General features: G+C 34.8%; 12 protein-coding genes and 1 riboswitch. Of the genes, 4 read left to right on the forward strand and 8 right to left on the reverse strand.

Annotated elements, in window-relative coordinates; translation table 11 throughout:
• The first annotated feature begins 38 nt into the window (after positions 1 to 38).
• Both NWE55_RS11635 and NWE55_RS11640 read left to right on the forward strand, forming a co-directional pair.
• Positions 39 to 1,283: an MFS transporter gene (locus NWE55_RS11635; RefSeq protein WP_155091730.1), complete on the forward strand. Its 1,245-nt coding sequence runs from the start codon at positions 39 to 41 to the stop codon at positions 1,281 to 1,283.
• A gap of 51 nt (positions 1,284 to 1,334) precedes the next feature.
• A complete protein-coding gene (locus tag NWE55_RS11640; protein WP_155091729.1) occupies positions 1,335 to 1,559 on the forward strand; it encodes a hypothetical protein in 225 nt (74 codons plus the stop codon).
• A gap of 59 nt (positions 1,560 to 1,618) precedes the next feature.
• Here NWE55_RS11640 and mgtE read toward each other — a convergent pair whose 3' ends face one another.
• From mgtE to rpmH, 4 genes are all read right to left on the reverse strand, one after another.
• Positions 1,619 to 2,932 (reverse strand): magnesium transporter, encoded by a 1,314-nt coding sequence (gene mgtE / locus NWE55_RS11645; protein WP_155091728.1) that lies wholly within the window; start codon positions 2,930 to 2,932, stop codon positions 1,619 to 1,621.
• 330 nt (positions 2,933 to 3,262) lie between these two features.
• A complete protein-coding gene (locus NWE55_RS11650) occupies positions 3,263 to 4,597 on the reverse strand; it encodes a DNA recombination protein RmuC (protein WP_155091727.1) in 1,335 nt (444 codons plus the stop codon).
• 137 nt (positions 4,598 to 4,734) lie between these two features.
• A complete protein-coding gene (carB, locus tag NWE55_RS11655) occupies positions 4,735 to 7,587 on the reverse strand; it encodes a carbamoyl-phosphate synthase large subunit (RefSeq protein ID WP_155091726.1) in 2,853 nt (950 codons plus the stop codon).
• Between the two features lie 163 nt (positions 7,588 to 7,750).
• Positions 7,751 to 7,912 (reverse strand): 50S ribosomal protein L34, encoded by a 162-nt coding sequence (gene rpmH / locus NWE55_RS11660; RefSeq protein ID WP_006256972.1) that lies wholly within the window; start codon positions 7,910 to 7,912, stop codon positions 7,751 to 7,753.
• Positions 7,913 to 8,156: 244 nt separating this feature from the next.
• Between rpmH and NWE55_RS11665 the strand changes: the two genes are divergently transcribed.
• The gene (locus NWE55_RS11665) at positions 8,157 to 10,208 is read left to right on the forward strand and encodes an LTA synthase family protein (protein WP_155091725.1); all 2,052 of its coding nucleotides are present in this window, start codon (positions 8,157 to 8,159) and stop codon (positions 10,206 to 10,208) included.
• A gap of 154 nt (positions 10,209 to 10,362) precedes the next feature.
• A riboswitch (cobalamin riboswitch) is annotated at positions 10,363 to 10,554 on the forward strand.
• 184 nt (positions 10,555 to 10,738) lie between these two features.
• Positions 10,739 to 11,137, forward strand: coding sequence for an acyl-CoA thioesterase (locus tag NWE55_RS11670; RefSeq protein WP_155091724.1), 399 nt, complete (start codon positions 10,739 to 10,741; stop codon positions 11,135 to 11,137).
• 1,081 nt (positions 11,138 to 12,218) lie between these two features.
• Here NWE55_RS11670 and leuB read toward each other — a convergent pair.
• The 4 genes from leuB to NWE55_RS11690 are packed head-to-tail and all read right to left on the reverse strand — an operon-like array spanning position 12,219 to position 16,503.
• Positions 12,219 to 13,337 carry a 3-isopropylmalate dehydrogenase gene (gene leuB / locus NWE55_RS11675; RefSeq protein ID WP_155091723.1) on the reverse strand — a complete coding sequence of 373 codons (1,119 nt, stop codon included), beginning with the start codon at positions 13,335 to 13,337 and terminating at the stop codon, positions 12,219 to 12,221.
• A gap of 2 nt (positions 13,338 to 13,339) precedes the next feature.
• Complete coding sequence (gene leuD / locus NWE55_RS11680; RefSeq protein WP_155091722.1) at positions 13,340 to 13,927, reverse strand: 3-isopropylmalate dehydratase small subunit; 588 nt, start codon at positions 13,925 to 13,927, stop codon at positions 13,340 to 13,342.
• Positions 13,911 to 15,314: a 3-isopropylmalate dehydratase large subunit gene (gene leuC, locus NWE55_RS11685; RefSeq protein ID WP_155091721.1), complete on the reverse strand. Its 1,404-nt coding sequence runs from the start codon at positions 15,312 to 15,314 to the stop codon at positions 13,911 to 13,913. Before leuC ends, leuD begins: the two co-directional genes overlap by 17 nt.
• Positions 15,315 to 15,324: 10 nt before the next feature.
• On the reverse strand, positions 15,325 to 16,503 hold the full coding sequence (locus NWE55_RS11690; protein ID WP_155091720.1) for a 2-isopropylmalate synthase: 1,179 nt from the start codon (positions 16,501 to 16,503) through the stop codon (positions 15,325 to 15,327).
• Positions 16,504 to 16,593: the final 90 nt, after the last annotated feature.

Here is a 16,593-nt window from a genome sequence, read left to right on the forward strand (position 1 = left end):
ATACTACCTTTGCTTTTCCCAATTTTAAATAATCAAATATGAATAACTTATTAAGTGTGCCAAGTAGAGTGATAAGTAAGATAAACGAACAAACTCAAGCACAGCGCACTGTTTATCCAATTTTGCTTGCAATTAGTTTTGGACATTTATGCAATGATTTAATACAAGCTATTGTTCCTGCAGCTTACCCTATGTTGAAAGATAATTATAACTTGAGTTTTGCTCAAATTGGTATGATTACCTTTTGCTTTCAATTATCATCCTCTTTATTGCAGCCTTTAGTTGGTAGTTATACAGATAAACATCCTCAGCCTTACTCTCAAATATTCGGTATGATATGCAGTATGTTAGGTGTGATACTATTGAGTTATGCTCCATCTTATGCGATGGTGTTATGTGCAGTTATTTTAATAGGTATAGGGTCTTCTATATTTCATCCAGAATCATCAAGAGTATCCTATGTTGCATCTGGAGGCAAACGAAGTTTAGCCCAATCTATATTTCAGATCGGTGGAAACACTGGAACTGCCTTAGCTCCTTTATTAGTAGCTTGGCTTGTATTACCACATGGACAACAACACTTATTGTGGTTTGTAGTGGTAGCTATTATCGCCCAGTTCTTTTATATGTTTATAGGTAACTGGTATAAAAAAGTATTGGTTCACCAAGCATCAAAAGCGAAGAAAGTAATCCGCATACCTGAGTTGTCTAAGCTTAGAGTGAATATGTCAATTATTGTATTGCTTTTATTGATTTTCTCAAAGTATTTTTACGTAGCGAGTATCTCGAGTTATTTCCAATTCTACACTATGGAACGCTTTGGAATTAGCGAAGTACAAGCACAAGTTTACTTGTTCTATTTTTTACTGTCTGTAGCAGCTGGTACTTTGATTGGTGGCTTTTTTGGAGATAGAGTAGGAAGAAAGTATATTATATGGTTCTCAGTGCTTGGTGTTGCACCATTTACTATTTTATTGCCTTTTGCAAATCTCTTTTGGACTGGAATATTGATTGTTATTATCGGATTTATATTGTCATCTGCTTTCCCTTCAATTTTAGTTTATGCGCAAGAACTTTTACCTAAAAAGATAGGTATGGTATCTGGATTGTTTTATGGTTTTGCTTTTGGTATGGGAGGTTTAGGTTCTGCTGTTTTAGGATGGTGGGCTGATCATACTTCTATTGAGACTATTTATCATATTTGTGCTTATTTACCTTTAATAGGTATCATTGCTGCATTTTTGCCAAATATGAAAAAGGTCAATTTTAGAGAGGAAGTATAATTTATATTTATTGCTATCTTTGAGTGTATTAACTTTTTGATAGTCAATAGTATGAGTATCTTATATAAACTTAGCGTAATAGCGTTTATCGTTTCGTCTTGTAGTGGTAAAGTTGGTTTAAGTGCTAAATCAAATGACTATAAGACAGCATACAAAAAAAGTGTTGAAGTGTATGATAAGGATGTCAGTTCTGAAATTTACAACAGAGAAATTTCTCCTATTATGACAGGAGAAGGAAAGATATTAAGTCCATATAGAACACTTCCTCAACAGTAGGTAACAAAAAAAAGGTGTAAGTATTCAAGTACTTACACCTTTTTTGTTAACCTGTATTTTTATAATATTTTTCCTGTTAAGAACATTGCTGCAATTGTAAAGTAAATGATTAATCCAGAAACGTCTACTAAGGTTGCTACAAACGGAGCGGATGCAGTTGCTGGGTCCATACCAAGTTTTCGCAAGATAAATGGAATCAGTGAGCCTGATAACGTTCCCCATAAAACAATAAAGAGAAGGGAAACTGCAACACTTAGTCCTACATAAACCCAATGTTCACCATAGTCATAAATGTGCGATTTTTGCCAAATAAGAATTCTAACAAAACCTATAATACCTAAGATACCTCCCAACATTACTCCTGATGCAAGTTCTTTGCGCATTACATACCACCAATCGCTTATTTTTAGCTCTCCTAAGGCCATAGAACGTATAATTAATGAGGCTGCTTGAGATCCGGAGTTACCTCCACTGGAAATGATAAGTGGAACGAATAAGGCTAATACTACTGCCTTTTCTATTTCATCTTCAAAATGTCCCATTGCAGATGCTGTAAGCATTTCTCCAAGGAAAAGGATAATTAACCAACCGGCTCTTTTTCTAACTAATTCAAATAATGGTGTTTGAGTATACGAAAGATCTAATTCTTCCATCCCCCCAAACTTCTGAATATCTTCTGTATCCCTATCTTTAATAGCGTCTAAGATATCATCGAATGTAACAATACCGACTAATACTCCTTTTTCCGTTATAATAGGTAAAGCAGAGCGATCGTATTTTTCAAAAATATCAAATGCTTCCTCTGTGTGTGTAGTTGTCGTTATAGCAATAAAATTACTATCTATCAATTCAGATATAAGTGTATCTTCTTCTGCAAGAAGTAATTCTCCAACTTTTAAGTCATCAATTAATCGATTGTGATCATCGACTACATAAATATAGTTTAAAGTCTCCGCTTTTTTACCGTATTTTTTAATGTGTTGAAAGACTTGTTTGACAGTTCTATTCGCCTTTGTTTGTATATACAAGGGCGTCATTAACCTCGCAATACTATCTTCATTATATCCAATTAGGTTAAGCGCTATCTGTTTTTCTTCCGCATTCAGTAAGTTAATAGAGTATTTGATTAACTCATCAGGAAAATTTTCAAGTAATTCAGTACGGTCATCTGGTTCAAGATTATTTAAAACTTCCGCATAATCCTCTTGAGTCATACTGCGAACAATCTCCTCTTGTATATTTATATCTAAAAATGAGAATACTTCGACCTTCAGATCAGGAGAAAGCTTTAGAAATTCAAGGTTTCGCTCTTTTCTCTTCATCTCAGAGATAGCTTCAGCTATGTCGGCTGGGTGCAAATCTTTAAATGTCATAGATTGAAGTTTTTAAATATTAAATAATCTTTATTTTTTATTAGTGATGCAAAAGTACGTTATCCTATGTACACTAAAAAATTTCTAATGGATTTATAATAGAAAAACAATTTTTATTTATCGTAATAATCTTAATTTTATAAGTTTTGTTGCGTAATGTGTAAGGATATAAGGTTTATTATAATGTCATTGATCTAAATCATTATTGTTGATTTATGATCATATAGTCATTTAACTTTTAAGAGAAATGTTGGCTTAGTATCTCACAGGAATAGTAGAGGCAAATAAAAAAGGTATAAGATTACTTATACCTTTGAGTTGTGAATTGTGTTATTCTATGTCGTCAGAATAGTCTATTCGATTTGTAAAAGAAGGATCAAGACTCTTTTTAGCTTTAGCGCCCATCTCTTTGAGTTTTTGTACAGAAGTGATAAGGTTTCCTTTTCCTTGGCTAAGTTTGTTGAAGGCGCTGTCATATTCGTTCTTCGTTTCATCTAATTTCTTTCCTATTTTACTTAAGTCATTGGTAAGACCAACAAACTTGTCATATAATAACCCTGCCTGTCTTGCTATTTCATACGCATTTTCTTGTTGCTTTCTCTGGGTCCACATTGATTCAATGGTGCGTAGTGTTGCCAATAGCGTAGAAGGTGTAACAATGACAATATTCTTCTCAAAAGCTTTTGTGTATAGTGTATTATCTGCATTAATGGCGATAGAAAATGCTGTTTCTATTGGAATAAAAAGCAATACAAAATCAGGACTTGTGCCTTTATAAAGCTCAAAGTAATTCTTTTCTGATAAGCCATCTATATGTCTTTTTATAGAGTAGAGGTGTTCGTGTAGATATTTTTTTTGTTGATCTTCATCTACTGCATTTATATATTGTTCGTAGGCAATAAGTGATACTTTTGAATCGATAACCATATGACGTTGATCTGGTAAGTGAATAACTACGTCTGGTTGCAGTCTATTGCCATTTTCGGAAGTATAACTTTGCTGTGTTTCGTATTCTCTTCCCTTTTCTAAGCCCGATTTTTCTAATACACTTTCCAAAATCATTTCACCCCAATTCCCCTGCATTTTATTATCGCCTTTTAAAGCTTTGGTTAGGTTAATGGTTTCCTCACTCATCTTTTGATTCATTTGTTGTAAACCAAAGATTTGTTGGCGCAATGCAGCGTGGTGGTCTATGCTTTCTTTATGGGTTTGCTCTACTTTTTGTTCAAAGTGCATTATCTTTTCTTGTAGAGGGGAGAGCAGTGATTCTAAATTCACTTTATTCTGTTTGGTGAATTTCTCGCTTTTGTCTTCTAAAATTTTATTAGCTAAATTTTCAAATTCATTAGAGAACTTTTCTTGTAGTGCAATAGTTTCTTTTTGTTGTACTTCTAATCGCTCTTTTAGATTGTTGTATTCTGTATCTCGAATAGATATACGGGCAATTAGTTCTTGATTGTCCAATCGAAATAGGTCTGCTTGTTCTTCGACCTGTTTTTTTTCTTGTTGTAATTGGGTAATAAGTTTACTTTGAAACTCATTTTCGGCCTTTAATTTTATAGTTTCTTCACTGGTTCCTTGTTGATCTCTTTTCGATGATCTACCGATAAAAAAAGCAAGAACGATTAGTATGGCTAATAATGCAACAAGAATTTCATGTGACATAAGAGGATGGTTTATTGATAAAGGTCAAAAATAACAATTATATCTTGGGTTGTAGGAAAAAGTATTGCTAAGCTTTATCGCAAAAAAAAGAGGTATATTTTACATATACCTCTTTTTGAATATTTAAGTCTTAAAGATTATCTACTTAAGTACATTTTTCTACGAGAATAGATTTCATAGAACTGATCATCTCTTAAGTTCTCAATAAATAAGATACTCTCTCCTGTTGATTTCATTTCAGGGCCTAAAGCTTTATTTACGTTTTTGAACTTATTAAATGAAAAGACTGGTGTTTTGATAGCATATCCTTTCAACTGTGGATTAAAGTCGAAATCTGTTACCTTGTTGTGTCCTAACATTACTTTTGTAGCGTAGTTTACATAAGGTTCTCCATACGCTTTTGCGATGAATGGTACTGTTCTCGATGCTCTTGGGTTTGCTTCGATGATGTATACAATATCATCTTTAATTGCAAACTGAATATTGATTAAACCAACTGTTTTAAGAGCAACTGCTATCTTGCGTGTGTGGTCTTTTATTTGGTTTAATACAAACTCTCCTAAGTTGAATGGAGGTAACATAGCATGGCTATCACCTGAGTGAACTCCACATGGTTCTATATGCTCCATAATACCGATGATGTGTACATTCTCACCGTCACAGATAGCATCTGCTTCAGCCTCAATAGCTCCTGCTAAATAATGGTCAAGTAATAATGAGTTACCAGGAATAGAGTTCAGTAGTTCGATTACGTGCTCTTCTAATTCTTTTTTGTTGATAACGATCTTCATTCCTTGTCCTCCTAATACATAAGAAGGTCTTACTAATAGAGGGAAGTCTAATTGATCTGCAAGTTTTAATGCTTGTTCAGCTGTTTTGGCCACCCCGAATTGAGGGAATGGGATATCTAGTTGCTCTAATAATTCAGAGAAACGACCTCTGTCTTCTGCTAAGTCTAATGCGTCAAAGCTAGTCCCTAAGATCTTAATACCATTCTTTTCGAGTTTTTCAGCTAGTTTCAGCGCTGTTTGACCACCTAACTGTACGATTACCCCTTCTGGTTTTTCGTGTTGGATGATGTCATAGATATGTTCCCAGAATACTGGTTCGAAGTATAATTTGTTCGCTGTATCAAAGTCAGTAGACACTGTCTCTGGGTTACAGTTAATCATAATTGTTTCGTATCCACATTCTTCAGCAGCTAATACTCCGTGTACACATGAGTAATCAAATTCAATACCTTGACCGATACGGTTAGGTCCTGAACCTAATACCACTACTTTTTTCTTATCTGAAACAACACTTTCGTTAGAAACATAACGCGTGCCGTCAGGTCTTTCGATTTCAGCCTCGAAAGTAGAGTAGTAGTAAGGAGTTTTAGCAGGGAACTCAGCCGCACAAGTATCTACAAGTTTAAACACACGTTGAATATTCATTTCATCACGTAATGTGTGAACTTTACTCTCAAGTGTATTTAGCATGTGAGCAATTTGTCTATCAGCGAACCCTTTTTGTTTAGCCTCAAGTAATAAATCTTTCGGCAATGTTTCTAATGTATATTTAGAAATCTCTTTTTCTAACATGTATAGTTCTTCGTATTGTTTTAAGAACCACATGTCTATTTTTGTGATTTCGTGAATTCTACTTAATGGAATACCGTGTTGGATGGCATCATAGATTACGAAAACTCTATCCCAACTTGCGTGAGTAAGTTTATCGATAATTTGATCATAGTTAGTGTATCCTTTACCGTCTGCTCCTAAACCATTTCGTTTAATCTCTAATGATTGAGTTGCTTTGTGTAAAGCTTCTTGGAACGAACGTCCGATACCCATAACCTCACCTACAGATTTCATTTGAAGACCTAATGTTCTATCAGCACCTTCAAATTTGTCAAAGTTCCAACGAGGTATTTTAACGATTACATAGTCTAAAGTCGGCTCGAACAAAGCTGAAGTAGATTTAGTAATCTGATTTTGTAATTCATCAAGCGTATATCCTAAGGCAAGCTTAGTTGCAATCTTAGCGATAGGGTAACCAGTCGCTTTAGAAGCTAATGCAGAAGAACGAGATACACGTGGGTTAATCTCAATAGCTACGATATCTTCTTTTTCGTCTGGTGATACAGCGAACTGTACGTTACATCCTCCTGCGAAGTTACCGATACTACGCATCATCTTGATTGATAGGTCACGCATTCTTTGGAATGTTCTATCTGATAATGTCATAGCAGGTGCTACAGTGATACTATCTCCAGTGTGGATACCCATAGGGTCCATATTCTCAATAGTACAGATGATTACTACGTTATCATTTTTGTCGCGTAATAATTCTAATTCGTACTCTTTCCACCCAAGTAAAGCTTTGTCAATTAAAACTTCGTGGATAGGTGAGGCTTCTAGTCCATAGGTTAATAAATCGTCGAAGTCTTCTTCTTTGTGAACGAAAGCAGCTCCAGTACCTCCTAAGGTAAAAGAAGGACGAATAACTAATGGGAAACCAAATTTTTGAGCGATCTCTTTTCCTTCTAAGAAAGAAGTAGCTGTACTTGCAGGAGCTGCAGGAACGTCTATCTTCTCTAAAAGTTGTTTGAATTGCTCGCGATCTTCAGTGATGTTAATTGCATTAATGTCCACTCCAATCAAACGTACTCCGAAGTCAGCCCAAATTCCTTTATCGTCACATTCAAGACAAAGGTTTAATGCTGTCTGTCCTCCCATAGTTGGTAATACAGCATCAATTTCTGGGTGTGCAACAAGAATTTCGATAATCGATCTTGTTGTTAATGGCTTTAAGTAAATATGATCTGCCATAGAAGGGTCAGTCATAATTGTAGCAGGGTTAGAGTTAACCAAGATAACTTTAATTCCCTCTTCTTTTAATGATCTCGCTGACTGTGAACCTGAGTAATCAAATTCACAAGCTTGTCCGATAATAATTGGTCCTGAACCAATGATTAGTACCGTTTTGATAGAAGTGTCTTTAGGCATTTTTGTGTTGTTTTTCTACTTTATAAATTAAACAAATTAAATATAAAGTAAGTTTAGTGTTGTAGTGTGTGTGTGATGTGATATTGTGCGTTGCGTTAAGACAGAGTATAAAAAAAGGCGTTACGAACAATAGTAACACCTTTATTTATGCTTTCTTAAAACATTATTTTTTATGTCTTGTTTCACAAGAAACAGTTAATTTATGTCTTCCTTTAGCTCTTCTTGCAGCTAATACTTTTCTACCGTTAGGAGTAGACATTCTATCCATGAAACCATGTTTGTTTCTTCTTTTTCTATTTGATGGTTGAAACGTTCTCTTGCTCATTGCTTTTATCTTTAAATCTTAAATTTTAACTATTTCATGATCAGCTTTGAAAGATACGTATCCCCAAAACCGAGTGCAAATATATAAAGTCTTTTTTCTCTTACAAAACCTTTTTTAAAAATATTTTACTTTTTGTTCGTAAGCACTTCAAATATAGGAAAGAAAAGAATGTGGAAACAATATTAATTTAATGTTATCTTATTGTTACTTTTGCTTTTTGAAAAAAAGTAAAACAATTTTTGTAATGAATTTAGATTTGTTCCGTCGTTTAAGTCTAAACGGACTAAAGTATTTTTTATACTTTTTATTTGTTTTTTTCCTCGGTAGATTGAGTTTTTTAATCACCTTCGGGAATTTCACTGATTTGTCTTCATATAAGGTAGGAGTAATAGAGGCTTTTATTGTCGGAGCTCGCTTTGACGTTTCAGCGATCTGTTATGGATTTTTACCAGTTGTTTTATTATGGCTTATATCTTTATTTTTACCCAAGCGCTTTAATATAAGATATAGTCGCTTTTACGGTAGCTTTATCAAGTACTACTTAATCTTTGTATTAGTAGTGTTTTTATCACTTATTATTATAGACTATTTTTTCTATCAGTTTTTCCAATCTCATATCAATCTCTTGTTCTTCGGTATTTTTGAAGATGATACTACAGCTGTTTTGAATTCAGTATGGACGGATTATCCTATCTTCAAAATATTAATTACTTATGTGATTGCAATTGTAGGGTTGTTATTTGTTTCGAAAAGAGTAAAGAAATCATTGGCACGTCCTATAATACAACAGAGTAAAGCTTTATCACTTGTTTTACTATTGTTATTTCCTTTAGTTTTTGTTGGGATGCGTGGAAGTGTAGGAGTGTTTACGCTTCGCAGAGAGCACACCAATATTACAGCTAATGAGTTTGTTAATTCACTGTGTTATAATGCGCTTTATAGTTTAAAGTTTGCCAACTCAGAACGCAAGGAAAATAGGATAAACCCCGATATTGAAAGTGAATTAAAAGCTAATGGTTACGAAAGTTTGCTTGGTGTTTTACAGCACTATAAAGGAGAGCAGCTTGATTTGTTTGACAATAATTTAGAGCGAAAGACTGCCTATAGTGAATTCTTAGAGCAAAATCCTCCTAATGTTATATTCTTACAGATGGAGAGTATGAGTAATCATTACTTTGACATGAATTCAAAAGAATTTAATCTTATCGGAGATCTGGCAGGTCAATTAGATGACCTATACTATTTTAAGAATAGCTTATCAGCTTATAATGGTACGATACAGACTTTGGAGAATTTTATATTAGGTACACCAAAGACGATTATATCCCAATCTGTGTATTTTGACACTCCTTTTAGCAGTGCTATTACACTTCCCTTTAAGAGCAAGGGATACGATACGTATTTCTTGACAGGAGCGAGTATATCTTGGCGTAATATAGATAAGATGCTTCAAAAACAGTCTTTTGATTACATCGAAGGAAAGAATAATATTTTAGAATCCTATCCTGGTGCCGAAGAATTTGCTTGGGGGGTTCACGATGGTTATTTAATGGATTACATTTTAGATAAATTGAAAGTAGATGATGGAAAACCAAAATTCATTTTTGGTTTGACAATCAGTAATCATACGCCTTTTGTTGTTCCTAAAAGTTACACAACGCAACCTATCGTCATGCCAGATAGTTTAAAACAAAAGATAAGAGTTGATGAGCAAACAGCTTATGCCAACTTTTACTCTCATCAATATGGTGCTGCAATGCTTGCTAAGTTGATTGAAGAAGTTAGGAACTCTCCATTAGGTGAGAATACCATAATAGCAGCTTCTGGAGATCACAATATTCGCCAAGTTTTCGAATATTCTCCTGAAGAAGGTTTCCTCAAGCGAAGTGTGCCTATTTTGTTTTATATTCCAGAGAAGTATAAACCAAGTAATTTTGATCAAGAGAGAGTATCTTCTCATAAAGATATATTTCCTACCCTTTTTAATTTGAGTCTATCTGAAACCATTTATACGTATACAGGGGATAATTTATTTGGCAATGAGAGCAAATATCACTTTGCTATTAATGATTACAATTTTATAGCAGATTCAATCGGAGCTGTTGCAATAGAGAATAATCAACCCTATTACTATACATGGTCAAATTCGTCACAGAAGCGAAAGTTAAAGATTGACGAGGCAAATTCTACTCATGCTAAGTATATGTTAGAAAAGATGAAATCATTTACTACGATGAAGACGATTAAGATTTATCAAGATATCAATAAGGCACAAGAACTTAAAAAACAACTTTAGCCTTGGAAAGAGACTCAGTTGGGTCTCTTTTTTTTGCTGTATGGCGAAGAAGTCCTTCTGATTGGTCAGTAGGTAGGTCAGTAATTTTAAGCTATAAGATAGTTTATTTGCAAAGTTTGCTTATCTTCGCTGTCAAGATTCCAAAATAGGAATTAAAATATCAACAAAGAAAGGTTATACTTAGCTGTATACGAAAAGGGAATCGTGTGTAAATCACGAACTGTCGCGCAACTGTAAGTAACTTAAAATTCTTTACCCTCATAGTGTTCCACTGTCTATGTGTAGATGGGAAGGACGGTAAAAGAATGTTACAAGTCAGGAGACCTGCCTATCTTTAGTAGACCATGCTTTCGCGGTTTAGAGCTTATGTCAGAGTTGAATATCCTTAATGCAATCATTGTTTTTACAATGGTGTTTTTATTGTATTCACTTCTCTTTTCATTTGTTTCCTTTCCCAATTTATTATTGTTTACTAATTATAGGGTTCCTTTATTTCTCATCTGATATTTTATCAATATAAGTTTGAATTAATGGTAGTATCTGAATCAATCGAATTACAAATGCAACAAGCTGAAACACGTGTTTTTAAAGTGGTGTTTCCTGAAATAATAAATCATCATAATACGATGTTTGGGGGTAGGGTAATTTTGATGATGACAGAAACTGCTTTTATGACAGCTACGCGTTTTTGCCGCAAGAACTTTGTAATTGTCAATGCTGATAAAATTGATTTTTTAAAGCCAATACCTGCTGGTTCACTGATTGAAATGGTAGGTAATGTCGAGTCAATTGGCAATACAAGTATTCGCATTCGCGTGAATGTATTTAGAGAAAAAATGAAAGATATCGAACGCGTTGAAGTAGTTAGTGGTGTATTTACCTTAGTTGCTATCAACGATGATAATAGACCAGTTCGAATCTTAGATTAAGATATTTAAAATAATAAATTGTGTAAGCATCTTACATTTTTTAGTTTTTGGTAGAAAAATAGCTCCGTTAAGGGGCTATTTTCATTTTGTACTTTACAAAAAGTAGTTTATTTCGAATTCATATCAAAAGACCAAAACTAAGTAAAATGAACTTTTACTTTAAAAGGATAAACTCTTGATTCTTATTTCTCTTTACCTAATACGAATGAATTTGTTATTAGCATTAATAGAACCAGTAGTCTCATTAATGTTTTAATTACTAAAGAAATGAATATTTGGCTTGTCGTGTTTGTTTTAAGCTTCTAATGTGCTTTAGTAATGCTTTTTGATGTTTTTGAATTAATGAATGCACTTAATCTTAATTCTTTCTTGTTGGTTGTAACACTGAGATACTAATTATGAGCTCCTTTACTTCAATAAGTAGAAGTGTTTTCTTAGGACTTTCTTGCGGTTTCCTTGCAGTTTCTTGGGGGTTTTCCTCGCAAAAGGGGGTGTTTTCCGAAGAAAACCCCTAGCATACCGCAAGAATACCTAAAGGAAGTGCGATCAACTTAGTACCTAATCACTCTTGTAGTAGCGATGTTTTTTGGCTAACTACCTTAAAAATGTAGTCAATCAGTTTTCTTTTACAGTAAAGTTTCAATTGCTCGATATCACTTTAGCTGTTTATTTAGTAGTTTAATGAAGAAATTGCATACGTAGTTTGACTGATTTTTCTCGTTGTAAAATGTCTTCATATACTGACGTATTGTGAAAGCAGTTTAAAGTGAATTGTACTGAAGGAGATTGATTCGCGCAATTGTCTTTTCCTTTGAAAATGTTTTACTGTTAGGCTTTTATTTCTTCTATTTGAGTACTGTTGAAGGTGGGTATTGCGAAAGAAGGTAAGAACTGTTTTTGTACTGCGGCACTTTGTAATAGTGGGGAGAACTGTTCTTTTACATTTTCTTCAAAGACTTTTTAAGCTGATCCGACATTTCTACTATTGTAATGTATAAAAAACAACAAGTCTACCTTGATTAGAGGTAGACTTGTCCCAAAAACTAGAAGGTTAAAAATAATTTTAACAATATAAGAACTATTATATGATAGTTGACTTGCTGTGAGTCATGTTATCCTGATATCGATGACCCGTTCTAAAACGCACGTGGTTGGCAATTTTATTGCCTACATCAGTTGTACTATAAGTTGATTCTTTGACTAAGTCAGGAGTTAGCACTCCTTCGTTAATTGTGTGTAATACAGCATCTCTAATCGCTTCGGCAGCATCGTGTTCTCCTAAGTGATCTAACATCATTGCACCACTGAGAATAGATGCGATTGGATTGGCAATACCTTTGCCTTTTGCTTGTGGATATGATCCGTGAATAGGCTCAAATAGCGCTGTGTGCGTTCCTATCGATGCAGAAGGTAGTAGTCCAATAGATCCACCGATTACACTGGCTTCGTCTGAAATAATATCACCAAACATATTCTCTGTTAAGATTACGTCGAATTGTTTAGGGTTCAAAATTAGTTGCATTGCTGCATTGTCTACAAACATATATTCAACTTCTACAGTTGGGTATTGAGCTGCTAAGGATTGCACTACTCTTCTCCACAATCTCGATGTTTCTAAAACATTGGCTTTATCAATTAGGGTAAGTTTTTTGTTTCTTTTATCTGCGGCTTGAAAAGCTAGGTGTGCAATGTTTTCGATTTCATCTTGTGAATAGGAGCAAAGGTCTGAAGCAGCTCGCCCATCTGCGGATATACTCTTTTGGCCAAAGTATATCCCACTAATTAATTCACGAAAAATAACTAGATCTGTATTTTGAATAATATTTTCTTTTAAAGGACTTTGGTTAATTAGCTTGTTGTAAGCTTTGACAGGTCTAATATTGGCGAATAACCCTAATTCCTTTCGTAGGGCAAGTAAACCTTGTTCCGGTCTCACTGCAGCATTGGTATCATTGTCATACTTAGGGTCGCCAATAGCACCAAATAACACAGCATCTGTTCTTTTGCATACAGCTATAGTATGCTCTGGTAGGGGCTCATTTGCTTGGTCTATTGCCACTGCTCCAATTAAGGCATTGTGGTAATGTAGCTCAAAAACATAAGTTTGTGAGACAGCGTCTAATACTTTTATAGTTTCTTTTACTACTTCTGGGCCTATACCATCTCCAGAAAGTACTGCGATTTGGTAACTTTTTGTCATAATTAATTGTTTTGGTTGTTGCGCTCGAAAGCTTCTATTTTGCTCTTTTGACTTAGTAAATAGTCAATATCGTCGTATCCGTGTAGAAGACATATCTTCTTATAAGGATCAAGTTCAAAGTTGTGCTTTTGTTCATTTACTTCTATGGTTTGTGCCTCCACATCAATTTTAATTTTGGTCAAAGGTTCTCGTTGAACTGTTTGAAGTAAGTAGTGCAGATATTCAGAACTAACAGTGATTGGTAATAACCCATTATTTAAAGCATTCCCTTTAAAAATATCTGCAAAATAACTACTTACAACAACTTTAAAACCATAATCTGTCAATGCCCAAGCAGCGTGTTCTCTGCTGCTCCCACAACCAAAGTTGTTTCCGGCAATTAGGATTTCTCCTTTATATTTTTTGTCATTTAAGACAAAGTCCTCCTTGAGAGTATTGTCTTGATGATATCTCCAATCTTTGAATAAATTTTCTCCAAATCCTTCTCGAGTAATACTTTTTAGAAATCGAGCAGGAATGATTTGATCTGTGTCTATATTTTCTGTCGCTAAAGGGACAGCTGTTGATTCTAATTTAATTAACGCTTGCATAATCGTAAAGTTTAGTGTACGAAATCTTTCCTTCAATAGCTACAATTGCCGCTGTCAGTGGACTTGCAAGTAAAGTGCGCGAGCCCTGTCCTTGTCTTCCTTCAAAGTTTCTATTGGAAGTAGAAACACAGTAATCTCCTGCAGGTATTTTGTCTTCATTCATAGCCAGGCATGCAGAACAACCAGGTTGCCTAATGATAAAGCCTGCTTGCTCAAATACGCTGTCTAATCCTTCCTCTTTAATTTGTTGGACTACCTGTTGGGATCCGGGAACAATCAAAGCATTTACGTCTTTGGCAATTTGTTTTCCATTGATGTAAGATGCTGCTATTCTAAAGTCTTCTATCCTCGCATTGGTGCAACTTCCTATAAAAATGTGTTTGACCGCAATACTATCTAATTTTTGCCCTTGTGATAGCCCCATATAGGTCAGCGCTCTTTCTTCAGATTTGGTTTTGATAGCTGGTATGGTTTGATCTACTGCAATTCCCATACTTGGATTTGTCCCATAAGTAATCATTGGTTGGATATCTTCTGCATTGAAGTGGTATTCTTTGTCAAATACTGCATCTTTATCACTTGGCAGAGACTTCCAATAATTAACTTTTTTAGTCCATTCTTCTGCTTTTGGTGCAAATACTTTGTCTTTTAAATAGTCAAATGTCGTTTGATCTGGTGCGATCATACCTCCGCGAGCACCCATCTCAATACTCATATTGCATATCGTCATACGTCCTTCCATACTCATTTGTTCAAATACCTCTCCAGCATATTCACAGAAATAACCTGTACCTGCGTCTGTACCTACTTGAGATATAATATAGAGAATGACATCTTTGGGTTGCACATACTGTGATAGTTTACCTGAAACTGTTATTCTCATCGACTTTGGTTTGTTCATAAGTACACATTGACTGGCAAATACCTGTGCAACTTGACTTGTTCCTATCCCAAAAGCGATAGCTCCAAAAGCGCCATGCGTAGAGGTGTGACTATCTCCACATACCATACTCATTCCCGGCTGAGTAATTCCCAATTCAGGAGCGATGATATGTACAATTCCCTGATAAGGATGTCCAAGATCATAGTAGGTAATCCCATTCTTTTGACAATTGTGAGCTAATTGTTCAACTTGCTGTTTTGACAATTCATCTTTTATAGGCAACTCTTGATTAAGCGTAGGAACATTGTGATCTACAGTAGCCAAGATTTGTTTCGGTCTGAAAATGTCTATTCCCCTTTTTTCCAGTTCCTTAAATGCTTGAGGACTTGTAACTTCGTGTATTAAGTGTTTATCTATATATATGATTTCAGGACCGTTCTCTATGCGTTCTACTACATGAGCATCCCATACTTTGTCAAATAGTGTTTTTGCTGTTTTCCCCATTTTACTTTACTTAAGCTGTACGGTTGATCAAATGATTTTGAGAAAAAGTATGCATGATGGCAAACAAATCTTTCTCTGTTACTTCTTTTTTGACATCGGCCACTTTTAAGAAATAGTCATATAGTACGTCGAGTTCTTTTTTAGTAACGTCATAGCCTATATTCTTAAATCTATATGCCAAAGCAGAACGTCCACTTCTCGCAGTAAGAATGATAGCTGATTCATTGATACCAACATCTCTTGGGTCGATGATCTCGTAAGTATCTCGTCTTTTGATCACCCCATCTTGATGTATCCCTGAGCTATGTGCAAAGGCATTTGATCCTACTATAGCTTTGTTGGGTTGTACCAACATACCCATTGTTGTCGAAGTCAATTGACTCATTTCATTCAACATGACGCTGTTTATATCTGTGTAGAATCCCAATTTTTCATGTTGCTTTAGAATCATGACGACTTCTTCCAAAGCCGTATTACCAGCTCTTTCACCTATGCCATTAATCGTACATTCAATTTGCCTTGCCCCATTTATAATTCCTGCAATTGAATTTGCTGTAGCCATTCCTAAATCATTGTGGCAGTGACAAGAAAGGGTGACATTGTCTATGTCTTTTACGTTTTCTTTCAAATACTTTATTTTTGCGCCATAATCTGCAGGTAAGCAATATCCGGTAGTATCTGGTATATTAATTACTGTAGCACCTGCTTGAATAACTGCTTCGCATACCTTTGCCAAATAGGCATTATCTGTACGGCCTGCATCTTCGGCATAGAACTCTACATCTTCTACATATTTTTTGGCATAGTGTACTGCTTCTGCTGCTCTATTTAAAATATCTTCTTGGCTTGTATTGAACTTGTACTTAATATGTGATTCTGAAGTTCCTATTCCTGTGTGTATTCTCGGTTTTTGTGCATATTGTAAAGCTTGTGCAGCACTGTCAATGTCCTTTGTATTAGCGCGTGTTAAGGCACATACTTTTGCTTTTTTTACAATTTTAGAAATGGCTTGTACTGCATCAAAATCTCCTGGGCTTGAAATTGGAAAACCAGCTTCTATGACATCTACACCGAGTTCGTCGAGTTTTTGAGCGATATATAGTTTTTGGTTCTTATCTAATTTACAACCAGGTACTTGCTCTCCATCTCGTAGTGTAGTGTCAAAAATCTCTATTTTTTCCGTTTTCATAATGATTGGTTTTATAAATAACTTTGAACAAATGTGTAGATTTGGAATTTATTTCTAAATTGTCAAGTAAATTAAAATACAATGCCTAAT

Source organism: Myroides albus (assembly GCF_024722315.1).
GTDB classification, from domain to species: domain Bacteria; phylum Bacteroidota; class Bacteroidia; order Flavobacteriales; family Flavobacteriaceae; genus Flavobacterium; species Flavobacterium album_A.